At 67.4% G+C, this 22,490-nt stretch carries 22 protein-coding genes and 1 riboswitch; of the genes, 8 read left to right on the top strand and 14 right to left on the bottom strand.

The window, feature by feature from the left end; all coding sequences use genetic code 11:
- The first annotated feature begins 200 nt into the window (after positions 1–200).
- Positions 201–656: a hypothetical protein gene (locus H261_RS02695; RefSeq protein WP_200860223.1), complete on the top strand. Its 456-nt coding sequence runs from the start codon at positions 201–203 to the stop codon at positions 654–656.
- Here H261_RS02695 and H261_RS02690 read toward each other — a convergent pair.
- The gene (locus H261_RS02690; protein WP_008614058.1) at positions 653–2,506 is read right to left on the bottom strand and encodes a phosphoenolpyruvate carboxykinase (GTP); all 1,854 of its coding nucleotides are present in this window, start codon (positions 2,504–2,506) and stop codon (positions 653–655) included. The genes H261_RS02695 and H261_RS02690 overlap by 4 nt on opposite strands.
- 246 nt (positions 2,507–2,752) lie before the next feature.
- Positions 2,753–3,496, bottom strand: coding sequence for a HugZ family pyridoxamine 5'-phosphate oxidase (locus H261_RS02685; protein WP_008614056.1), 744 nt, complete (start codon positions 3,494–3,496; stop codon positions 2,753–2,755).
- Positions 3,497–3,565: 69 nt separating this feature from the next.
- Between H261_RS02685 and H261_RS02680 the strand changes: the two genes are divergently transcribed.
- The 3 genes from H261_RS02680 (at position 3,566) to H261_RS02670 (ending at position 5,479) form a co-directional block, all read left to right on the top strand.
- Positions 3,566–4,165, top strand: a complete 600-nt coding sequence (locus tag H261_RS02680; protein WP_008614054.1) for a copper chaperone PCu(A)C — start codon at positions 3,566–3,568, stop codon at positions 4,163–4,165.
- Positions 4,166–4,275: 110 nt separating this feature from the next.
- Positions 4,276–4,749, top strand: coding sequence for a hypothetical protein (locus tag H261_RS02675; protein ID WP_040475617.1), 474 nt, complete (start codon positions 4,276–4,278; stop codon positions 4,747–4,749).
- Positions 4,750–5,122: 373 nt separating this feature from the next.
- The gene (locus H261_RS02670; protein WP_008614052.1) at positions 5,123–5,479 is read left to right on the top strand and encodes a helix-turn-helix domain-containing protein; all 357 of its coding nucleotides are present in this window, start codon (positions 5,123–5,125) and stop codon (positions 5,477–5,479) included.
- Here H261_RS02670 and queG read toward each other — a convergent pair.
- The 4 genes from queG to H261_RS02650 form a co-directional block, all read right to left on the bottom strand.
- Positions 5,444–6,499, bottom strand: coding sequence for a tRNA epoxyqueuosine(34) reductase QueG (gene queG, locus H261_RS02665; protein WP_008614048.1), 1,056 nt, complete (start codon positions 6,497–6,499; stop codon positions 5,444–5,446). The genes H261_RS02670 and queG overlap by 36 nt on opposite strands.
- Positions 6,496–6,957 carry a preQ(1) synthase gene (queF, locus tag H261_RS02660; RefSeq protein ID WP_008614043.1) on the bottom strand — a complete coding sequence of 154 codons (462 nt, stop codon included), beginning with the start codon at positions 6,955–6,957 and terminating at the stop codon, positions 6,496–6,498. The genes queG and queF overlap by 4 nt, the downstream gene beginning before the upstream one ends.
- A 1-nt stretch (position 6,958) precedes the next feature.
- Entirely contained in the window at positions 6,959–8,425 is a 1,467-nt protein-coding gene (rfaE1, locus tag H261_RS02655) for a D-glycero-beta-D-manno-heptose-7-phosphate kinase (RefSeq protein ID WP_008614020.1), read from the bottom strand.
- Between the two features lie 71 nt (positions 8,426–8,496).
- On the bottom strand, positions 8,497–9,234 hold the full coding sequence (locus H261_RS02650) for a metallophosphoesterase family protein (protein ID WP_040475615.1): 738 nt from the start codon (positions 9,232–9,234) through the stop codon (positions 8,497–8,499).
- Positions 9,235–9,365: 131 nt separating this feature from the next.
- Here H261_RS02650 and H261_RS02645 point away from each other — a divergent pair, with 131 nt between their 5' ends.
- From H261_RS02645 to H261_RS02630, 4 genes are all read left to right on the top strand, one after another.
- Positions 9,366–10,697 (top strand): hypothetical protein, encoded by a 1,332-nt coding sequence (locus tag H261_RS02645; RefSeq protein ID WP_008614014.1) that lies wholly within the window; start codon positions 9,366–9,368, stop codon positions 10,695–10,697.
- A complete protein-coding gene (locus tag H261_RS02640) occupies positions 10,697–11,956 on the top strand; it encodes an EAL domain-containing protein (RefSeq protein ID WP_008614013.1) in 1,260 nt (419 codons plus the stop codon). The genes H261_RS02645 and H261_RS02640 overlap by 1 nt, the downstream gene beginning before the upstream one ends.
- The gene (locus H261_RS02635) at positions 11,953–12,696 is read left to right on the top strand and encodes an ABC transporter ATP-binding protein (RefSeq protein WP_008614011.1); all 744 of its coding nucleotides are present in this window, start codon (positions 11,953–11,955) and stop codon (positions 12,694–12,696) included. Before H261_RS02640 ends, H261_RS02635 begins: the two co-directional genes overlap by 4 nt.
- Before the next feature lie 139 nt (positions 12,697–12,835).
- On the top strand, positions 12,836–13,633 hold the full coding sequence (locus H261_RS02630) for an ABC transporter permease (protein WP_008614007.1): 798 nt from the start codon (positions 12,836–12,838) through the stop codon (positions 13,631–13,633).
- Positions 13,634–13,636: 3 nt separating this feature from the next.
- Here the strand turns inward: H261_RS02630 and H261_RS02625 are convergent, their stop codons facing one another.
- From H261_RS02625 to H261_RS02590, 8 genes are all read right to left on the bottom strand, one after another.
- On the bottom strand, positions 13,637–14,302 hold the full coding sequence (locus H261_RS02625) for a class I SAM-dependent methyltransferase (RefSeq protein WP_008614004.1): 666 nt from the start codon (positions 14,300–14,302) through the stop codon (positions 13,637–13,639).
- Positions 14,299–15,213 (bottom strand): 4-hydroxybenzoate octaprenyltransferase, encoded by a 915-nt coding sequence (gene ubiA / locus H261_RS02620; protein WP_008614003.1) that lies wholly within the window; start codon positions 15,211–15,213, stop codon positions 14,299–14,301. Before ubiA ends, H261_RS02625 begins: the two co-directional genes overlap by 4 nt.
- A 44-nt stretch (positions 15,214–15,257) precedes the next feature.
- On the bottom strand, positions 15,258–16,937 hold the full coding sequence (locus tag H261_RS02615) for a sensor domain-containing phosphodiesterase (RefSeq protein ID WP_152426666.1): 1,680 nt from the start codon (positions 16,935–16,937) through the stop codon (positions 15,258–15,260).
- A gap of 131 nt (positions 16,938–17,068) precedes the next feature.
- Entirely contained in the window at positions 17,069–18,562 is a 1,494-nt protein-coding gene (gcvPB, locus tag H261_RS02610) for an aminomethyl-transferring glycine dehydrogenase subunit GcvPB (protein WP_008613998.1), read from the bottom strand.
- Complete coding sequence (gene gcvPA, locus H261_RS02605; protein ID WP_008613996.1) at positions 18,562–19,911, bottom strand: aminomethyl-transferring glycine dehydrogenase subunit GcvPA; 1,350 nt, start codon at positions 19,909–19,911, stop codon at positions 18,562–18,564. Before gcvPA ends, gcvPB begins: the two co-directional genes overlap by 1 nt.
- Positions 19,912–19,992: 81 nt before the next feature.
- The gene (gcvH, locus tag H261_RS02600; protein WP_008613993.1) at positions 19,993–20,370 is read right to left on the bottom strand and encodes a glycine cleavage system protein GcvH; all 378 of its coding nucleotides are present in this window, start codon (positions 20,368–20,370) and stop codon (positions 19,993–19,995) included.
- Positions 20,371–20,383: 13 nt separating this feature from the next.
- Positions 20,384–21,505, bottom strand: a complete 1,122-nt coding sequence (gene gcvT / locus H261_RS02595; protein WP_008613992.1) for a glycine cleavage system aminomethyltransferase GcvT — start codon at positions 21,503–21,505, stop codon at positions 20,384–20,386.
- Between the two features lie 192 nt (positions 21,506–21,697).
- A riboswitch (glycine riboswitch) is annotated at positions 21,698–21,792 on the bottom strand.
- A gap of 57 nt (positions 21,793–21,849) precedes the next feature.
- Positions 21,850–22,395: a hypothetical protein gene (locus tag H261_RS02590; protein WP_008613991.1), complete on the bottom strand. Its 546-nt coding sequence runs from the start codon at positions 22,393–22,395 to the stop codon at positions 21,850–21,852.
- Positions 22,396–22,490: the final 95 nt, after the last annotated feature.

The raw sequence follows: 22,490 nt of genomic DNA, 5'->3' as shown, positions 1-22,490 counted from the left end.
CTTCCCCTTCTTCCGGCGCCGCCATTAAAGATTATGCGACTCCGTGTAGGCGCGAAGGCTAGGCGAAGGCGGCTTTGAAGGCAACCCCCCAATCCGGCCCCGCCCTCATCCCGGACCTTTGGCGTAGGGAACCGCTCCCACGATTGCCCGATCCGCCGGCTTGGGCCATGATGGGCCGCGATCAGATGGGGAGCGGTTCCATGCGATTTTTGGCGACGGTGGCGGCTGTGGCGATGCTGGCGGGATGCTCGGGCGCCAATCCCGACAAGCTGGCCCGGCTGCAGAGCGGCAAGTCCACCGTGGACGAGGCCGTCGCCCTGCTGGGCTCGCCCGACCGCGACGAGGTCCTGTCCGACGGCTCGCGCATGCTGACCTACGTGGCGCAACGCTCCGGCCCGCGGATGGTCAATTTCGTCCCGGTGGCCTCCCATGTCTGGGGCGGCTGGGACGTGAAAAGCGGTGAGGCCGGGCTGATGTTCAGCCCCGACGGCACCCTGCGCTTCCATTCCTGGTCGGGCGACAGCACCAAGCAGATGCGCAATATCGGCCATGCGGTCTCGCCCTATGCCGGCAAAGCGCCCTCCGAAAAGCAAGACCCCCCGCCCGTTTCCGGGCAGGGGGCCGAAAGCTCCGGTCAGCCGGGTCCGGCCAACTAGATTTCCTCGCTGGCCATCTCCCACACGGCGGGAGCGCGCCACAGGCGCGACTTCAGCAGTTCACGCTCGAACAGCATCTCCTTCGGCACGCGGTCGAAGAACTTGTCGAACAGCTCTTCCTGGCTGCGGGCGTCGGCGACGCCGGCCTCGCGGTCGATGCGCATCAGTTCCTTGAACTTGTCGCGCGGATAGTCCAGCCCGCTCCACTCCAGGTCCTCGTACTTGGGGACCAGGCCGATGGGGCTTTCCACGGCGCGGGCCTTGCCCTGGACCCGGTCGACGATCCACTTCAGCACGCGCATGTTCTGGCCGTAGCCCGGCCACATGAACTTGTTGTTCTCGTCGCGGCGGAACCAGTTGACGCGGAAGATCGGCGGCGGGTTCTTCACGGTGCGGCCCATGTTGAGCCAGTGGTTGAAGTAGTCGGCCATGTTGTAGCCGCAGAACGGCAGCATGGCGAAGGGATCGCGGCGGATGGCGGCCTGGCCGACGGCGGCGGCGGTGGCTTCCGAGCCCATGGTGGCACCGAGATAGACGCCGTGCGCCCAGTTGAAGGCCTGGGTGACCAGCGGGGCGTTCTTGGACAGGCGGCCGCCGACGATGAAGGCCGAGATGGGCACGCCGGCCGGGTTCTCCCAATCGGGGTCGACGCTGGGGCACTGGCTGACCGGCGCTGTGAAGCGGGCGTTGGGATGGGCGGCCGGGTCCTTGGAGTCCGGCGTCCAGTCCTTGCCCTTCCAGTCGATCAGATGGGCGGGGGGCGCGTCGGTCAGGCCTTCCCACCACACGTCGCCGTCATCGGTCAGGGCGACGTTGGTGAAGATGGAGTTGCTGGCGCAGGCGGCGATGGCGCTGGGATTGGTGGTGGCGCCGGTCCCCGGCGCCACGCCGAAGAAGCCGGCTTCCGGATTGATGGCGTAGAAGCGGCCATCCGGGCCGGGCTTGATCCAGGCGATATCGTCGCCGACGGTGAAGATCTTCCAGCCCTCGAAGCCCTTGGGCGGCACCAGCATGGCAAAGTTGGTCTTGCCGCAGGCGCTGGGGAAGGCGGCGGCGACGTAGGTCTTCTCGCCCTGGGGGCTTTCCACGCCGACGATCAGCATGTGCTCGGCCAGCCAGCCCTCGTCGCGGGCCATGGCCGAGGCGATGCGCAGCGCGAAGCACTTCTTGCCCAGCAGGGCGTTGCCGCCGTAGCCCGAGCCGAACGACCAGATCTGCCGGTCCTCGGGGAAGTGGGCGATGGTGATGTTGTCGGGATTGCACGGCCAGGCGACGTCCTTCTCGCCCTCGGCCAGGGGCTGGCCCACCGAGTGCAGGCACTCGACGTAATCGCCATCGGCGCCCAGGATGTCCAGCACCGGCTGGCCCATGCGGGTCATGATGCGCATGTTGGCGGCGGCATAGGCGGAATCGGTGATCTGCACGCCGATATGGGCGATGTTCGAGCCCAGCGGGCCCATGGAGAACGGCACCACGTACATGGTGCGGCCCTTCATGCAGCCGTCGTACAGCTTGGTCATGCGCGCCTTCATCTCGCGCGGATCGACCCAGTTGTTGGTGGGGCCGGCGTCGTTCTTGTTGTGCGAGCAGATGAAGGTGCGGTCCTCGACGCGCGCCACGTCGCGGGGGTCGGAACGGCAGAGATAGGAACCGGGACGCTTGGCCGGGTTCAGCTTGATCATGGTGCCGCCGGCGACCATCATCTCGCACAGCGCATCGTATTCCTTCTGGGAACCGTCGCAGATGTGGATGCCGGAGGGACGGCACAGCCGCGCCATCTCGTCGACCCACGCCAGCAATTTGGCGTTCATGGTGGTTCCGCCAGGAATACCGCTCTTGGTCATTTCCATCCTACTCCGTTAAAGACCGGAGGACCCGATCCTCCCGCCGCCCGGGGGACGATACCCCCGAAGCGATCGGGCCTTCCTTGGACCGGCCGCCGGTCAGGCGCTTTTTCTGAGGATTGCGCCGCCGCCGCGAAAGAGGACGCGAAGATAGCCGCCCGCCGTCCCAGGAGCAATGCTCTTGGTGGGAAAAATTCACTGATTCTTAAGAACGGCAGGATTGAAGCGATACAGATTCGCATCGACGACGCATCAGTTTGATTGGCTCTCCGCCAGGGTTTGCAGGCAGGAAAGCGGGGGACGCGCTTCGTCGGGACCCAGATCGAAGGACAGACGCAGCTGCGTCTCGCCGGCCTCCAGCTCGCAGCCGTCGGGATCGATGCCGGCCAGCCGCCAGCCACATCCCGCCACGCCGCCGGCCCGCGCGGCCAGGGCGGCGACCAGTTCGGGACGGCCGCCGTTGACAGCCTCCAGGACGGAATCCTCGGCCCCGGCCATCAGGGCCGCCTGCTCCGGCGCCACCAGCGGCGCGTCGAACCACACGGCACGGCCGAAGCCGCCGACGAAATGGGCCCGCTCGACACTCATCCGCCAGATGGCGAAATCACCGAAGCCGGCATAGAGCGCCGCCCCGGGATGCCGCGCCAGGAAGCGGCGGCGCAGCCGGGGATCGTCGTTCTCCGCCACGCTGCCGGTCAGGGTGACGCGCGGCCCGGTCTGGGGATTGGCATGGCCGTCGGTGCCGTCGAGCAGCAGGGCGGCACGGCCGTCGGCCAGCAGGTTGCGGGTATGGTCGGCCAGCCGCGACAGCAGCAGGATGGGCGACAGGTCGTGATCGAAGGCCAGGGTGACCAACGAAACATAGGGACGGCTGTCTTTGCCCTCGGCCAGGCTGGTGGCCAGCGCCGCCTTGCGGACCGCCCGCGCCACCCGGCGCAGCGCCGCGCGGTTGTTGGCGGGCAGGGCGGCGGCGGCCGTTTCGGGCTTTTCGTTCATTGCTTTCCCCGTCCCCCCGGAGTTCAATGGCGCCTTGTCGCGCCCCCGTCTTGCCGGAGATCATCGCAGATGAAGACCGTTCTGGGAATTGCCCTCGCCCTGGCTCTCGGTTGGGGACAGGCGGCCGGCGCCGCCGAAGCCCAGATCAGCACGGCGGATGCCTGGGCGCGGGCCACCGGCCCCGACACCAGGGTGGGCATGGTCTTCATCACGCTGACCAATACGGGGGCCGAGGCCGACCGGCTGGTTTCCGCCAGCAGCCCCGCCGCCGCGAAGGTGGAATTCCACCGCCACGTCCACGCCGACGGCGCCATGAAGATGCAGCGGCAGGATTCCATCGAGCTTGCCCCCGGCGCGGCGCTTCGTTTCAGCCCCGGCGGCCTGCACATCATGCTGGACGGCCTCAAGGCCCGCCTCGGCGCCGGCCAGAGCCTTCCCCTGACGCTGACCTTCGCCAAGGCCCCGCCGGTCACCGTCCCGGTGACGGTGGTCGCCCAGGGCGCCGCGCCGCCCGGCGCCGCACCCGCCATGCCCGACGGCCACGCCCATGACCCGGCCATGCACGACCAGCACATGAAGGACCCGGCCGACCGCTCCATGCACGAAGAGCACATGCGGGACCCCGACCACCGGGCCATGCACGAGCGCATGCACGGCCCGGGGAAATAACCGCGCGCACGGCGCGGCAAAATAATCGCGCACCGGGCCTCCACCCGATTGCGAAAATCCTCCGCCGATGGGTATTATCGATTTCTTAACCCTTCGGCGGAGCGGAACCGTTGTCCATCGGCGCCATCACCGGCTCAAGCAGCACAGCGAACCTGATCGACGCGATCAGGGCGTTGCGGGCCGGCAACGTGGCGGCGACCCAGGCGGTCAGCAACCGCTTCGACCCCAGGGACAATACCCAGGTCGAGGAGCAATCCTCCGCCCAGCAGCAACAGGCTGCCGAGGCGAAGACCGAGCAGCGCCGCCAGACCCTCGACAGCGACCGCCGCGAGCAGGAGCAGGCCTCCACTCCTCGCCCCTCTTCCGCCTTCCTGACCCAGGCCCTGGCCCAGGAGCAGGACGGGGAAACCTCGGAAAGGGTATCCGCCACGGTGGCCGGCAGCGCCGCCTACGGCAACACCGCCTATGCCGACGCCGTGGACCGCGCCTCGACCCTGTCGGGCCGTTCCCGCCGGGTGGAGTTCGAGGTCCTGTCGCCCAATCCCGCGGCCTCGTCCGGGCGGGGCGTCGACCTGACCGTATAGGCTAGGCCTTCAGCCCTATTCTTTCGTTTCTATCTGGTCGCTCCATGTGACCGTCGCCATATGCATTCGACGAGGCTGTCTCGTCGGAATGGCTTCGGGCACCCCTCGGGGCGGAGGGCCGGAGCGCCCCGGTTGCGCGACACACCAAGACATATACACAGTAAATTAAAATCTTATACTCGACCGATTAAATATAGGTTTCGGGTTTCCGATACTTTCGGAGTTTCGGGTTGCTTGCCTTATCAATTCCGACTATGCACGGGGAAGGGTAGCCATGCCTGATACAGCGAAGCAATCGCGGCTTGAACGCGGTTTAGCCAGAGACCAACTGAACGCCATGCCGATACGTGCCGGAGCAAAACCCGCCCGCCCCATGAACCGGGCCAACGATACCGACAAGCATGTGGGCAGCCGCATCCGCGAGCGGCGCATCATGCTCGGTCTGTCGCAGCAGCAGATGGCCGACCTGATCGGCGTCACCTACCAGCAGGCCCATAAATATGAGCGCGGCATCAACCGCATCTCGGCCGGGCGCCTGTTCGAGATCGCCCAGGTCCTGGGCGTGCCGGTGGGCTTCTTCTACGAAGGCCTGGACAACCGGCGGGCCAGCGATCTGAACGCCCGCCAGCGCATGTGCCTGGAACTGGCGCGCAACTTCACCTCCATCACCAACGAACGCCACCAGGAAGCCCTGTCACAGCTTGCCCGGGCCCTGGCCGCCGAGGACTGAAACGGCCCACCGGGCCGCATCGCGGATCAGCGGCGACGGGTCATCCCGCCGCCGTTCCGCCTCGCGGGCCAGATCATGACGGCCGCTGTTGCCGATGGCAATCATCACCCCGGCCATGAAGCGCTCGTAGCCGGCCCGCTTCACCGGCGACGCGGTGAACACCTCGCGGAATCCCTCCTCGTCCAGCCGGGCCAGATCGGCCAGCTTCGGCGCCGTCAGTTCGACGCGGGGCAGAAAGTCGGCCTCGCGCGTCGGCGGCGCGAACTTGTCCCACGGGCAGACCGCCATGCAATCGTCGCAGCCATACAGGCGGTTGCCCAGGTCCGGCCGCAGATCCTCGGGGATGGGGCTCTTGCTCTCGATGGTGAGATAGGAGATGCAGCGCCTTGCATCGATACGCCCCTCGCCGTCCAGGGCATGGGTGGGGCAAGCCTCGACGCAGGCCCGGCACGAGCCGCACCGGTCGGCCTCCGGCGCGTCGGGCTCGATCTCCATTGTGGTGAACACTTCCGCCAAGAACAGCCACGAACCAAAGCGCCGCGACACGATGTTGGTGTGCCGCCCGCGCCAGCCCAGCCCGGCCTGGACCGCCAGGGGCTTTTCCATCACCGGGGCGGTATCGACGAACACCTTCAGTTGGGCGCCCCAGGCCTCGGCCATCCAGCGGCCCAGGGCCTTGAGCCGCCGCTTGACCATGTCGTGATAGTCGCGGTTGCGGGCATAGACGCTGATGTTGCCGCGCTCGGGCAGGCGGGTGAGCTTCAGCGGATCGCCGGACGGGGCGTAATTGGTGCCGAGCACGATCACCGAGCGGGCCTCGGGCCACAGAACCTGGGGATCAGCCCGGCGTTCGGCGGTCTCGGCCATCCATTCCATGGTGCCGTGGCGGCCCTCGGCCACATAGGCGTCGAGGCTGGCCTTCCATTCCGGCAAGCCTTGGGCGCGGGCGAACCCCACGTCGGAAAAGCCCAGCTCCAGGGCCTTGGCGCGGATCAGGGATTTGACGTCCGTCCCACTCATCCCCGGCCGCGATAGCCGGCCACGCCCTGGTCGGGCAGCCACAGCCCGTCCGGGGCCGCGCCGGTCTGCCAGAACACGTCGATGGGAATGCCGCCGCGCGGGTACCAGTAGCCGCCGATGCGCAGCCATTTCGGCTGGCAGGCCGCCACCAGCCGCTTGGCGATGGCGATGGTGCAATCCTCGTGGAAGGCGCCGTGATTGCGGAACGACCCCAGGAACAGCTTCAACGACTTGCTCTCCACCAGCGCGCATTCGGGGGCGTAGTCGATGACCAGTTGGGCGAAATCGGGCTGGCCGGTGATCGGACACAGCGAGGTGAACTCGGGCGCGGTGAAGCGCACCAGATAGAGGGTGCCGGGATGGGGATTGGGCACCGTTTCCAGTACCGCCGCGTCAGGGCTGTCGGGCAGCGCCGCCGCCTGGCCGAGTTGGGTAAGATGCTCCGTGCCGGTTCCCATCTCAGTTCCCGTTCATCTTCCTGATGGTGTTGGTGGTGCTCTGGCCGTCGACCAGTTCGGCCAGCACCACCTTGCCGCCCCACGACTGCACCTCGTCGGCGCCCACCACCTTGTCGATGGTGTAGTCGGCGCCCTTGACCAGCACGTCGGGCTTCAGTTCGCAGATCACCTCCAGCGGCGTGTCCTCGCCGAAGATCACCACCAGATCGACGGTGGCCAGCGACGACAGCACGGTGGCACGCGACGCCTCGGACTGCACCGGGCGGGTCGGACCTTTCAGCCGCTGCACCGAGGCGTCGGAGTTCAGGCCGACCACCAGCCGGTCGCAGGCCGCCTTGGCCTGGGCCAGGATCGAGACGTGACCGGGATGCAGCAGGTCGAAGCAGCCGTTGGTGAAGCCCACCTTCTGGCCCTTGCGCCGCCAGCGATCGACCAGTTCGGCGGCGACGTCCACCGGCACGATCTTGGATTCGCCCAGGGTCAGGTCCTCGTGGTGGAGCGCCACCACCAACTCGTTGGCATAGGCCACGGCGGTGCCCACCTTGCCGACCACGATGCCGGCGGCCACGTTGGCCAGATGGGCCGCCTCGGGCAGCGAGGCCCCCGAGGCCAGGGCGGCGGCCAGGGTGGCGACCACGGTGTCGCCGGCGCCGGACACGTCGAACACCTCGCGCGCCTCGGCCGGCAGGTGGTTGATCTGGCCGTCGGCGCGGACCAGGGTCATGCCGTCCTGGCTGCGGGTGACCAGCACCGCCTCGAAGCCGCAGGCCTCGATCAACTGGCGCGCCGCCGCCACCACCTGCTCGTCGCTGTCCACCGCCATGCCGGTGGCCTCGTGCAGTTCCTTGCGGTTGGGCGTCACCAGGGTGGCCCCGGCATAGATGGTGTAGTCGGTGCCCTTGGGGTCGATGATCACCTGCTTGCCCGCCGCCTTGGCCCGGCGGATCAGCTCGGCGGCGATGGGCTCGGCCAGCACGCCCTTGCCGTAATCGGACAGCACCACCACCCCGGCCTTGGGCAACAGGCGCTCGACCCGGATCAGCAGCTGGTCGCGGATGGCGTCGCCCACCGGGCTGCGCGACTCGCGGTCGGCGCGCAGCAATTGCTGGTGCGAGGCGAAGAAGCGGGTCTTGATGGTGGTCTGGCGGCCGGGCTCGACCACGATGCAGGGGTCGATCTCGCCGTGCTCGCCCACCAGCCGGGTGACCTCGCGCCCGGCGGTGTCGTCGCCCACCACCGACACGAAGGCCGGGGCGGCGCCCACCGCCACCAGATTGCGCACCACGTTGCCGGCCCCGCCCAGCATGGCGGTCTCGCGCTCGATGCACAGGACGGGAATGGGCGCCTCGGGGGAGATGCGCTCCACCGAGCCGTAGACGAAGCGGTCCAGCATGGCATCGCCGATGCACAGAACCATGGTGCCGCGCAGCTTTTCGACGCGTTCGACGAGGGCGGAAAGTTCGGTCATGGCATCCCGGTCCTTGGTGGCCTGATGCCTGCTAACCCAACCGCTTGCGCCATGCAAGACAAAAGGGGGGATCAGGTGAACAGGAAGCGCCGCCCGCCGCCTTCCAGCACCAGGGCGGTCAGCCGCCCGGTGCGCCAGGCCCCGGTATCGATGCCGATGCGGTTGGGGCGCAGTTCGGGGTCCATCACCACGGTATGGCCGTGCACCACCATCTTGGAACGCGCCTCGCGGGCGCTGAGGAAGGGTTCGCGGATCCACATCAGGTCGAAGGGGTCCTGGCGGTCCAGGGCGATGCCCGGCCTCACCCCGGCATGGACGAACAGATAGTCGCCTTCCTCGTGCCGGGTGGGAATGGACGACAGGAAGCGCAGGTGATGGGTGGGCAGCGCCCGGTAGAGCAGCTTCTGCAGGCGGGGATGGTCGTGGGCCAGCCTGGCATCCACCTCGCCCACATAGGAGCGCACCGCCTCGAGCCCGCCGTTGCGGAACCAGCGCGGCCCGACGGAGAAATCGGCCAGGAACTGCAGCAGGATATCTTCGTGATTGCCACGCAGGCAGACATAGCGCGCCCCGGCCAGCGGCCCCTCGGCCGGCGGGCCGCCGCACACCCGCTCGATCACCTGGCGGGATTCCGTCCCCCGGTCGATCAGGTCGCCGAGAAACACCACCACCACCCGCCCGGCCGGAAAGCGGGCGACGTCCCCGGCGATGTCGGCCAGCAGGCGGTCCAGCAGGTCGAGCCGCCCGTGAATGTCGCCGATGGCGTAGTCGCGGGTGCCGGGCGGCACGTTATGGGTTTGGTCTGTCATTTCCACTAGGGCCGGGGCCTCGCCGATGATACTTTTTTGCACCCAGGTAACCGGGCCTTTATATATGGCGGATCACAGTGGGGGTTGCGACCGACTTTTGGGAATAGCGGCGCGTTGAGATCGGGGTGCGAATGAACGCAGGCGCGTTCGGAGGAAGACAGCAGGAAGTCGTCACGCCGGAAAGCCTTCTCTACGATGCTGCCGAACGGGTCGGCAGAATCCGCGAGGGCCGGGTAGGGCTGCACCTGCACCTGTCCCGCCTTCTCCCGGCCAACCGGGAGGAGGGCCGCATCCGCATTGCCTTCCGCATGTTCGAATCCATGGTCGACGCCTATCGCGGCCAGATGTTCCTGATGACCAATTCGGACATCATCCTGATCTGCAAGGATGCCCGCTTCGCCGACCTGGACGCCATCGTCTACAAGCTGCGCGCCCTGTTCTCCACCGACCCGCTGACCTACGCCGAATCCCCCGACGGACAGGACCGCTTCGTCAGCTATTACGACCTGGAAGCCGATTACGATTCCTTCTTCTCGCTGTGCGGGCAGATGGTGATCGACGCCAAGAAGTCGGTGGCCGACCAGCGCACCGCGCCGCAGATCCAGCCGCTGGACGCCAAGAACCTCACCCGGGTTCTGGAACGCATCGGCGCCACCGACATCGCCGGCGTGGTGCGGCGCCAGGCCTGTATCCGCATCAACGAGAACATGCACGCCGAGGTGGCCTTCCAGGAATTCTTCATGTCCATCATGGACCTGCAGAAGGCCCTGGCCCCCGACGTCAACATCCTGTCCAACCGCTGGCTGTTCCAGCACCTGTCGCAGGTTCTCGACCTGCGCGTGCTGTCGGTGCTGCAGGACGTGGGCTTCCGCAAGATGCCCAGCGCCTTTTCCGTCAACCTCAACATGGCCACCGTGCAGACGCCGGTGTTCCAGCAGTTCGAGGCCAGCATCCGGGGCCGCGCCGGGCTGGTGGTGGAATTCCAGCTGCTCGACATCTTCAACGACCTGGACGGCTTTTTCCGCACGCGGGACCTGCTGCGCTCGCGCGGGCACCGCTCGGTGCTGGACGGCATGAGCCCGGTGACGCTGCAGTTCATGGACGCCGAGCTTTACGACACCGACTACGTCAAGGTGGCGTGGAGCAACGACATGCTCGACGACATCAAGACCGCCGAACTGCTGGCCGCCCTGGGGCCGGTGGGCTTCGACCGGGTGATCCTGTCGCGCTGCGATTCCGAGACCTCGGTGTCGTGGGGTCTGGCCCAGGGCATCCGCATGTTCCAGGGCCGCTTCCTGGATTCCATGATCTCCGCCGTCACCATGGCCCAGTGCGACAAGTCGTCGGCCTGCACGCTGCAGCAATGCACCCACCGCCACGCCGTCATCAACGGCCGGCCGCGCGCCGAATGCGGCAACAACGACATGCTGGACCTGTTCCCCGTGCTCAAGGCGCTGCGCTGATGATGAACGCTCCGCCTTCCGCCGGCATGCCCCGGCCCAACAGCCAGGAAAGCCTGCTGCTCGACTACATCCACCGGCTGGAGCGCCACCGCCACGACCGCCGGGCGGTGCATGTCCACCTGTCGGGACTGGCCGCCCAGAACCGGCGCGAGCACCACACCCGCATCGCCGGCAACACCTTCGAGCAGTTGGTCAAACTGATGCAGGCCCAGGTGTTCACCCTGGCCAACGCCGATCTGATGGTCATCTACAAGGCCCAGGCCCAGGACGAGGTTGAGGCGGCGGTGGTCAAGCTGCGCTTCCTGTTCTCGGACGACCCCCTGGTGATCGAGGAACAGCGGACCCGCCAGGCGCTGTTCTGCACCTGGTATTCCCTGGACCGCGAATACGACATGCTGCTGGCCCTGGCCCAGAAGATGGTCCAGGACGAGAACGCCAAGCGCAACGCCACCTCGGAAAAGAACGCCCAGGACGCCAAGCTCCAGGCGAACAAGCCCAAGGGCAGCCCCTTTACCCCGGAATTGCTGCACCGGGTGGAATCATCGCTGGGCCAGGCCGACCTCGCCAACCTGATGCGCCGCCAGGCGGTGTGCGCCGTGGTCGGCAAGTCGCCGCCCGCCCCGGTGTTCCACGAGCTGTTCATCTCCATCGCCGACCTGCGCCAGACCCTGTTCCCCAGCGTCAACGTCAATTCCAGCCCCTGGCTGTTCCAGCAATTGACCGAGACGCTCGACCGCCGCGTGCTGTCCATGCTGAACAAGCACGACGACCGCACCCTGGAAGGCGACATCAGCATCAACCTCAACGTCTCGACCATCCTGTCGCCGGAATTCCTGGTGTTCGACGACAACGTCAAGGCGGGTATGCGCGGCACCATCGTTCTGGAACTGCAAAAGGTGGACATCTTCGCCGACCTGGGCGGCTATCTCTTCGCGCGCGACTTCGCCCATGACCGCGGCTACCGCATCTGTATCGACGGCCTGACCTATTCCCAGCTGCCCTTCGTCGACCGCGAGCGCCTGGGCGCCGACCTGATCAAGCTGGTGTGGGACCCCTCGCTGACCGAGGAGAAGGACAAGAAGACCGAGGCGCTGCGCCGCATCGGCGTCACCCGCATCATCCTATGCCGCTGCGACAACCAGGCCGGCATCGAATACGGCCATTCGGTGGGCATCACCCTGTTCCAGGGCCGCCACATCGAATCCATGGTGCAGGGCGACCCGCGCAAGCGGGGCCTCAGGGCGCGTCCCCGAGGTTGAACGCCGTCGAGGTCCGGTCCCTGTTCAAGAGCTTCGGCCCGGTCAAGGCCGTGGACGGCCTCGACTTCACCATCGCCGCCGGCTCGACCACCGCCCTGCTGGGCGGCAACGGGGCGGGTAAGACCACCACGCTGTCCATGCTGCTCGGCCTGCTGCTGCCCACGTCCGGCTCCATCACCGTGCTGGGCGAGGACATGGTGCGGCACCGCTACCGCGTCCTGCCGCGCATGAACTTCTCCAGCCCCTATGTGGACCTGCCCCACCGCCTGTCGGTGCGCCAGAACCTCAAGGTCTATGGCGGCCTCTATGGGGTGGAGCACCTGAAGGACCGCATCGCCGAACTGGCCGACGAGCTGGAACTGGGCGAGTTCATCGACCGCCCGGCGGGCAAGCTGTCGGCGGGGCAGAAGACCCGCGTCGCCCTGGCCAAGGCCCTGCTCAACAAGCCCGACCTGCTGCTGCTCGACGAGCCCACCGCCTCGCTCGACCCCGACACCGCCGATTGGGTGCGGAGCTATTTCCAGGCCTATCGCGAGCGTACCGGCGCCACCATCGTGCTGGCGTCCCACAACATGACCGAGGTCGAGCGCATGTGCGACCGGGTGCTGATGATGAAGCAGGGGCGCATCGTCGACCAGGGCTCGCCCGCCGCCCTGATCGAACGCTTCGGCCGCGCCAGCATGGAAGAGGTGTTCCTCGACATCGCCCGGGACCGGCAACGGCCGGAGGCAACGTCATGAGCCTTCATCCTCCCTGTCATTCCGACGACCATCGGGAGGAGGAATCTCCTTCTGGTCCGGCATTTCAGAATCGGCACCATCACTCCAGGCGGAGATCCCTCGCTTGCGCTCGGGATGACAGGGGCTGGGAGGCCGCGCCATGACCCTCTCGACCCGCCGCATCGAGGCCATGTGTCTCAGGCACCTCTACATCCTCAAGGGCTCGTGGCCGCGCCTGCTGGAGATGGCCTACTGGCCCGCCGTCAACATGGTGGTGTGGGGCTTCACCAACCGCTTCTTCGCCGAGCATTCCACCTGGGTGGCCCAGGCGGGCGGCATCCTGATCGGCGCGGTGCTGCTGTGGGACGTGATGTTCCGCGGCAATCTGGGGGTGGCGCTGTCGTTCCTGGAGGAGATGTGGTCGCGCAACCTGGGGCACCTGTCGGTCAGCCCGCTGCGCCCCCACGAACTGGTGATCTCCATGCTGACCATGAGCCTGATCCGCACGGTGATCGGCGTGCTGCCCGCCGCCTTGCTGGCCATCCCGCTCTACCACTATTCCATCTTCACCTTAGGCGCGCCCCTGGTGGCCTTCTGGTTCTGCCTGATGGTCAGCGGCTGGGCCATGGGCCTGGCGGTGTCCGCCCTGGTGCTGCGCTTCGGCCTGGGGGCCGAGAGCCTGGCCTGGGTGCTGATCTTCGCCATGGCCCCCCTGGCCGGCATCTACTACCCCATCTCCACCCTGCCCGCCTGGCTGCAGCCGGTGGCCTGGGCGCTGCCGCCCGCCCACGTCTTCGAAGGCATGCGCGCCGTGGTGTTCGAGGGCGATATGCGCCTCGACCTGCTGGCCTCGGCCCTGGCGCTCAACGCCCTCTACCTCGCCCTCGGCGCCGGCCTGTTCCTGTGGGCGTGGCACGGCGCGCGGGTGCGGGGCGCGCTGCTCAACGTGGGGGAATAGGGCTCAGCCGACGATCCTGTAGATGCCCACGTCGCGTTGGGCCTTGTCTTCCAGGTCCAGGCTGGTGACCACCGTGTACTGCCCGACCCGCAGCAAGCCGGTCTTGGGCAGGTAGGCGCGGCCAGGATCGGCCATCACCACCATGGCGCCCTCGGCGGCCAGCCTGACCAGCCACGGCCAGATATGGGCCGTCATGGGCGCCTCGTAGCAGACGTCGCCGGCCATCACCACGTCCCAGCGGCAGGGAGCCCCCACCACGTCGTCGGCCAGCACCTCCACGTCGACGCCGTTGAGCTCGGCGTTGAGGCGGATGGCGTAGCAGGCCATGGGATCGATCTCGGCGGCCTCGACCTTGGCAGCGCCAACCTTGGCGGCGGCCAGCGCCGTCACCCCCGACCCGGCGGCGAAGTCCAGCACCCGCTTGCCGGCCACCAGCTCGGGATGGTCCAGCACCCAGCGGGTCAACGCCTGTCCGCCCGCCCAGCAGAACGCCCAATAGGGCGGCGGCAGGTTGACGCGCAGCAGCGCCTCCTCCGTCGCTTCCCACAGCGGCGTCACCTCGGTGGCGGTCCACAACTTGATCTCGGGACAGGCCGGCGGGTGGGAAACCTCGGTGTTGGCCTGGATGAAGGCGCTGGCGGCCTCGAAGGTGGCGGAAACGGGGGTCACAGCACCTTCCCCGCCACGATGGCCAGAAGCACCAGCCAGCCGAAGTGACGGTTGGACTTGAACTTGGCCAGACAATCGGCGCCGTCGTGGATATCGACGGTCCTGATCTGCCACAGCAGGTGGAAGCCGGCCAGGGCCAACCCCGGCCAGAAGGCCCAGGACAGGCCCGCCGCCCAGCCGGCCGCGCCGATCAGCGCGAGCGTCATGGGATAGAACAGCCACAGCCAGCGGACGGTATCGTCGCCCAGGCGCAGCGCGGTGGACTTCACGCCGATCAGGGCGTCATCCTCCTTGTCCTGGTGGGCGTAGATGGTGTCGTAGCCCAGCGTCCAGAACGGCCCGGCGGCGTAGAGCAGCAAAGCGGGCAGGCCCATGTGGCCGCTCACCGCCGCCCAGCCCAGCAGCGCCCCCCAATTGAAGGTCAGCCCCAGCCACGCCTGCGGCCAGTAGGTGATGCGCTTCATGAAGGGATAGGGAAAGACCAGCAGCAGCGAGGCGATGCCCACCGCGACGGCGAAGTTGTTGAGCTGCATCAGCACGCCCAGGCCGATCAGCAATTGCAGCCCGAGGAAGGCCAGGGCCTGGGTGGGGCTGACGGCGCCCGACGGGATGGGCCGTCCGGCGGTGCGCGCCACGCGGCCGTCGAAATCGCGGTCGGCCCAGTCGTTGAAGGTGCAGCCCGCCCCGCGCATCACCCCGGCGCCCACGGCGAACAGGGCGAACAGCCAGAGGTCGGGCCAGCCCTCCCCGGCCAGGGCGATGCTCCACCAGCAGGGGAACAGCAGCAGCCACGTGCCGATGGGCCGGTCGAGGCGCATCAGGCGGAAATAGGGCCGGGCGGCGGCGGGGACGTGACGGTCGATCCAGTTGCCGACCGGAATGTCACCCTGCAGGGTCTGGGACGAACTCATCCCCCATGCTTATCCCAAAGCCGGGCGGGAGGAAATGGGGAAGCTCACCCCTTGGTGAAGTAGAGCAGCCCCTTGTTCCAGCCCAGCGTCGGAGTCCGCCAGGCGGTACGGATGTCCTCCGACGACGGGCGCAGCGGCTTGCCGAAATACCAGCCCTGACCGAAGCGGACCTTCAAGAGCTTCAGCAGGTTGGCGGTCTCGGCGTCCTCGACGTATTCGGCGGTGGTGGTGACGCCCAGTTCGGTGCACAGGCCGACGATGGCCTTGATGAACGAGACGTCCTCGTTGTTGCGCATGGCGTCCTTGATGTAGGAGCCGTCGATCTTGACGTTGTCCACCTTCAGGGCGCGCAGGTAGTGGAAGGCGGCGTGGCCGGCGCCGAAATCGTCCAGGCAGACCTCGTGGCCCTGCTGGCGGATGGCCTGGATGACGTCGTTGACCGCCTTGAGATCGCGGACCTGGGCGGATTCGGTCATCTCGAACACCAGGCGCTTCCTGAGATCCTTGGTGGTGGTGAGGATTTCCTTCAAGCGCCGCACCACCGTGGGATCGGACAGGGAATAGCCCGACAGGTTGACGGCGAATTTGAGTGATTCGGTATTGGCGACGTTGGAGCGCATGAACTTGATGGCGCGCTCCAGCAGCGCCATGTCCAGCATGCCGACCATGCCGGTGTCCTCGGCGAAGGTCACCGTCTCGTAGGGCGACTTGTTGTCCTCGCCCTTGAAGCGCACCAGGCACTCGAAATGGTGCACCACGCCGGTCCACAGATCGACGATGGGCTGGAACATCAGGTCGAAATCGCCGCCCGTCACTGTGTTGCGCACGTCGTTCATCTGCTTGACCGTCGCCGACAGGCGGGGCTGCAGATCCTTCATCAGGTCGGCGAGGTTGCCGCCGTTCTCCGCCTCCATGGCGAAGCGGTTGAGCGTGTAGGTCAGGGCGCGGGCCGCCTCCTCCGGCGGCACGTCGGCGACGTCCAGCATCAAGGTGGCCAGGGTCGCATGGATGGGCGGCGAATCGGGCAGCACCACGGCCGCCGCCTGGGTCACCGACTGGCTGATGGAATCGGCGGACACCGCCGCCGAATGCAGCACGCCGAACTTGCCGTCATCCAGTTGGCCGACGCCGTCGCCGCCCACCGACAGCGCCTTCAACCGGTTGCCCAGTTCGGTGCTCAAGGCTTCCTGCGCCTCGGCATTGCCGCTCAGGGCGTCGATCTTGGGCAGCTCGACCAGAGTCAGTTGGTAGGGCTCGTCCGGCGCGGCGCTTTCCAGCAGGCTGGCCGCCATGGCCTGGAAGCTGTCCTTGTCCAGCAACCCGGTCTCGCCCACCCGGTCCTCCTTGTGGGCGTGGAAGCCGCCGGGATGGCCCAAGGCCACCATCAGGCGGTCGGGCGTGCTGGGGTGGCGGTAGCCGGAAAGCGTCACCTCGGAATTCTTGCCGTCGGGACGCAGCACGCGCAGCATGGCGTTGCGCACCCGCTCGCCGCCGGCCATCTGCTTCAGGGCCTGGGCCAGGGCGGTGTGGTCGCCGGGATGGATGATGCCGGACAGCGGCTGGCCGGTCAGTGCCCGGGCGCCGCGTCCCAGCAGCGCCATGGCGGCGCCCACCGCGAAAGCGGTCTTGCCCTGGTAATCCAGTTCGAGAAGAACGTCGGCAGCCGCGAAGGCGAAGGCGACATACATGTCGCTCGACCGGCCGAGATCGTCCTTGTCCGCCATGCCCATTCCCCTCGTCCTCAGGCTTGAAAGCCTAGGCCAAAGGTTGGCGTGGGGCAAGTGAACGTTGGTGTGATTCCGAAGCGCATTGTGATGAAGGGCGGAGGATTTCCCTCCGCCCTTCATGCGGATCGTCACTCGGCGGCGGGTTTCCAGCGCAGCACCGGGCTGCGGGCCGCCAGGGTCTCGTCCAGACGGCGGCGCGGCGTCAGGCGGGGGGCCGCCTTGAAGTCCTCGGCGGCGCCCGCCCTGGCCCTGGCGGCCAGTCCGCGCACCACGGCGATGTACTGGTCCAGGGTGTCCTTGGATTCGGTCTCGGTGGGCTCCATCAGCAGGGCGCCATGCACCACCAGCGGGAAGTACATGGTCATGGGATGATAGCCCTCGTCGATCATCGCCTTGGCGAAGTCGAGCGTGGTGATTCCGGTATCCTTGAGGAAACGGTCGTCGAACAGTGCCTCATGCATGCAGGGACCGTCGAACGAGGCCGACAGGTCTTCCTTCAGCGAGGCCAGCAGGTAATTGGCGTTGAGCACCGCGTCGGCGGACGCCTGCCGCAACCCGTCGGCCCCCATGGACTGGATGTAGGCCAAGGCGCGGATGAACACGCCGAACTGGCCGTGGAAGCCCTTGACCCGGCCGAACGGCTTGGCGCCGTCGCGCTTGCCCTCCACCAGTTCCAGCCCGTCCGCCCCATGCACCACATAGGGAACGGGGGCGTAGGGAGCCAGCGCCGCCGACAGCACGGTGGGGCCGGCACCGGGACCGCCGCCGCCATGGGGCGTGGCGAAGGTCTTGTGCAGGTTGATGTGCATGGTGTCGATGCCGAGATCGGCGATCTTCACCCGGCCGACGATGGCGTTGAAATTGGCGCCGTCGCAGTAGAAATAGGCCCCCGTCCCGTGCACCGCGGCGGCGATCTCGACGATCTCGGTCTCGAACAGGCCGCAGGTGTTGGGGTTGGTCAGCATCAGGCAGGCCACGTCGGGGCCCAGCTTGGCCTTCAGCGCCGCCAGATCCACCCTGCCGTTCTCGAGCGCCGGGATGGAATCGACGGTATAGCCGCACATGGCCGCCGAGGCGGGATTGGTGCCGTGGGCGCTTTCCGGCACCAGCACGCGCTTGCGGTGCCCTTCGCCCCTGTCCTCGTGGGCGCTGCGGATGGCCATCAGGCCGCACCACTCGCCATGGGCGCCGGCCGCCGGGCTCATGGCTACCGCCGGCATGCCGGTCAGCTCCTTCAGCCAATGGGCCAGGGTATCGATCACCTCCAGCGCGCCCTGCACGGTCTTCTGCGGCTGCAACGGATGCAGGTCGGCCAGACCGGGCAGACGGGCCACCTTCTCCGACAGGCGGGGATTGTGCTTCATGGTGCACGACCCCAGGGGATAGAAGCCGCTATCGATGCCGTAATTCTTTTGCGACAGGCGGGTGTAGTGGCGCACCACCTGGGGCTCGGACAGGTCGGGCAGCGCCACCCGGCCCCGCCGCGGCGCGCCGCCCAGGCGGTCCAGGTCGAAGGGCGCCGGCTCGGGCAGGTCGATGGCGACGCAGCCGGGATTGTCCAGCTCGAAGATCAGCTTTTCTTCGATCTGCAGGGCGCGGTTGCCGGAAATGGTCTCGCTCATCACACGGCCTCCTTCAGGGCGGCGACAAGTTTATCCATGTCGTCCTCGGTATTGGTCTCGGTGGCGGCCAGGATCAGCACCGGCTTCAGCTCCGGCCATGTGGGATAGAAGCGCGACGCCGGCACGCCGGCGAGAATCCCCTTGTCCGCCAGGGCATCGACCACCTGGGCGGCATCGACGTCGTCGCCCAGATGGACGGCGAACTCGTTGTAATAGCTTTGCGGCAGCACGCGCACGCCCTTCACCGCCTTCAGCCTCTGCTCCAGCCGGGTGGCGGCCAGATGGTTCAGTTCGGCCAGACGGCCGAAGCCGGTGCCGCCCAGCATGGTCAGGTGGATGGAGAAGGCCAGGGCGCACAGGCCGGAATTGGTGCAGATGTTGCTGGTGGCCTTCTCGCGGCGGATATGCTGCTCGCGGGTCGAGAGCGTCAGCACCCAGCCCCGGCGCCCATCCACGTCGACGGTCTGGCCGGCGAGGCGGCCGGGCATCTGGCGCAGATACTTGTCGCGGGTGGCGAACAGGCCGAGGCCCGGCCCGCCGAAATTCATGCCCATGCCGAGGCTCTGGCCCTCGGCCACCACGATGTCGGCCCCCATGGCGCCGGGGGATTCGATCAGGCCGAGGCTGGTGGGTTCGGCCACCATCACCACCAGCAGGGCGCCGGCCTCGCGACAGAGCGCCGCCAGCGGCCGCAGGTCGCGCACCGTACCGAAGAAGCCGGGATTCTGCACCACGACGCAGGCGGTCTTGGAATCCACCCGGCCGATCATGTCCTCCATCCCCAGGGGGTCGGGGGGCAGGATGTCGGCTTCCATTTCGGTGTAGCGCAGCGAGGTCTCGACGGTCTCGGCGTAATGGGGATGCAGGCCCCCGGAGACGATCACCCTGGCCCGCTTGGTGATGCGGCAGGCCATGATCGCCGCCTCGGCGCATGCCGTGGCCCCGTCGTACATGGAGGCGTTGGCCACGTCCATGCCGGTGATGGTCGCCACCTGGCTCTGGAACTCGAACAGCATCTGCAAGGTGCCCTGGCTGACCTCGGGCTGGTACGGCGTATAGGCGGTGAGGAACTCGCCGCGCAGCAGCAACTGGTCCACCGCCGCCGGGATGTGGTGGCGGTAGATTCCCGCCCCGATGAAGAAGGGGGCGCAACCCGCCGACAGGTTCTTGCCGGCCATGCGGGTGAAGGCGCGCTCCACCTCCATCTCGCCCTGGTGAAGGGGAAGCGGCAGCGGCCCGTCCAGCCGGGCGGAGGGGGGCACGTCGCGGAACAGATCGTCCACGCTTTTCGCCCCGATCACGTCGAGCATGGCGCGGCGGTCGGACTCGGTCAGCGGCAGGTAGCGCATGGGATGGTCACCTTGAGGTCAGCAATTCGACTTTAAGCCGTGCACGGCCGGGTCAGGCCCGGCCATGACGGGCGGCCAAGCCTATTCCAGGGTCTTGAGATAAGCGTCGTAGGCGGCCTGATCCATCAGGTCGTCCAGTTCGACCGGATTGGCGAGCTTCAGCTTGAAGAACCAGGCGGCGCCCTCGGCGGCCTCGTTGACCAGGCCGGGCTGGTCGACGATCGCCGCATTGCCGGCGGTCACCACGCCCGACACCGGGGAATAGACCTCGGAGGCGGCCTTGACCGATTCGACCACGGCGGCCTCGCCCCCCTTGGCGATCTCGCGGCCCGCGTCGGGCACCTCGACGAACACCACGTCGCCCAGCGCGTGCTGGGCATAGTCGCTGATGCCAACGGTGCCGATATCGCCCGCGACCTCGATCCACTCATGATCCTTGGTGAAACGCTTGCTGCTCATTGGAAGTTTCCCCTCAGCCTTTGAAATAAGAATGCGGCACGAACGGCAGGGCGCAGACATGGGCGTCCATGGCCTTGCCGCGCACCACCAGCTTCAACTTGGTCCCGATCGCGGCGAAGGCGGCGGGCACGTAGCCCATGGCCACCGGGCCGCCGGCCGACGGGCCGAAGCCGCCGGAACAGATTTCGCCCAGGCGGTTGCCCGCCTCGTCGGTGATCTCGGTATGGGCGCGGGCCGGCGCCTTGCCGTCGGGCTGGATGCCGACGCGGCGGCGGGGGGCGCCCTCGGCCAGTTGCTTGCAGATCACCGCGGCGCCGGGGAAGCCCCCTTCGGCCTTGCGGCGCTTGCTCATGATCCAGGCGATGCTGGCTTCCACCGGGGTGGTGGTGGTGTCGATGTCCGAGCCGTAGAGACACAGCCCGGCTTCCAGGCGCAGGCTGTCGCGCGCCCCCAGCCCGGCCGGCTTGACGCCCGGCGCGCCCAGGATGGCGCGGGCCAGCCGTTCCGCGTCGGCATTGGCCACGGAAATCTCCCAGCCATCCTCGCCGGTATAGCCGGAACGGGTGGCCAGCACACGAATACCGGCCACCGTGATCTCGGCGATGGTCATGAAGGTCATGGAGATCGCTTCGGGCGACAATGTCGCCATGGCGACCGCTGCGCCGGGCCCCTGCAGCGCCAGCAGCGAACGGTCCTCGATCATCCGCAGTTCCACCTTGCCGCCCAGATGCTTGACCAGATGGGCGAAGTCGGCGTGCTTGCAGGCGGCGTTGATCACCAGGAACAGGTGGTCGTCGGCCAGCTTGCTGATCATCAGATCGTCGAGGATGCCGCCCTGGTCGTTGGTGAAGACGCTATAGCGGGTCTTGCCGATCCCCAGCGCCTGGATGTCGCCCGGCACCAGGGTCTCCAGCAGTTCCACCGCCTTGGCCCCCCTGATCTCCGCCTGGCCCATGTGGGAGACGTCGAACAGGGCGGCGGCCGAGCGGGTGTGCAGATGCTCGGCCAGCACGCCGGCGGGATACTGCACCGGCATGGCATAGCCGGCGAAGGGCACCATCTTGGCTCCCAGCTCACGGTGCAGGGCGTCCAGGGGAACGGTCAGCAGGGGCGTATCGGAATGGGACTCGGACACCGGGTTCCTCCTTCGCGGACGCGCCGCGCGGGAATTGAAGGGCACCGGGCATGGCTGTGACGTCGCCCGGCTTGCCCCCCTCTGTCTGGGAACCTGAAAGATTCACCGCCTTGCCCGAAAGGGACAGTGCGGCTTTCATCGTCGGTGGGCCGCCGGACCTTACAGGGTCTGACGGCACGCTTTCCAGAGTTTCATCCCCCCGCGGTCCTTTTGCCTGAGAGTTTCCAGGGGCGGTTGCTCCTTCGGCGCCGGCCCGCGAACGGGCCGATCTCTCCCACGGGGATCATCTGTGCCGGCACATCTTAGTCAGGCCGGCGGCGGAGTCAACGGGAGTCGGACAGGTCCTAGCGCTTGTTGCGCCGGTTCATCTCCATTTCCTCGGGGGTCAGCTGGAACCCGATGAAGATCTCATAATTATCAATGAGTTCCTTGGTCTTGACCGGCAGGCGCATGACCACCTCGTCGTCGGTGGCGCGCAGGCGGTCCGCCGTATCGGGGAAGGTCACCGGAAAGGTGAACACCCCCTTGGCTTCTGCGGCGGGATAGAACTTGGGTACCGCGACGAAATAGGTGACGTCGAGGGTCCGGCCCTGGGCTGCCGGGCCGCGCCGTAATTCGAAGGCCAGTTGCAGCGACACCTCGCCGCCCTTGTCGTCATAGACGCAGTCACCCTTGAAAGCGACGATCTCGCCTTCCATCTCAACGTCGGTCAGGTCGCGGCCCGCGCCGGAACGGTACTTGGTGATCTTGGCGGCGTCGGACATGATGTAGACCGGCGGGCAGGGCGGCGCCGTCTTGCCCTTGATGCGGGACATGGCATCACACCCCGAAAGCACCAGGGGAGCCGCCAGGACGAGAAACAGCAGGCGGGCAATGCGAAGGGTGTTCATGCCAAACTTCCTTAAACGCCACATGATCTGGTAAAGGTGCCCCCGACTGTAGTGAAGCCGGGGCGCCGACACAAGCCGCCAGCCCCGCGCCCCCA

Origin of the sequence: Paramagnetospirillum caucaseum, assembly GCF_000342045.1 — a bacterium.
GTDB classification, from domain to species: domain Bacteria; phylum Pseudomonadota; class Alphaproteobacteria; order Rhodospirillales; family Magnetospirillaceae; genus Phaeospirillum; species Phaeospirillum caucaseum.
The sequence above is the reverse complement of the archived record's forward strand: the minus strand, read 5'-3'. Positions and strand labels throughout refer to the sequence as shown.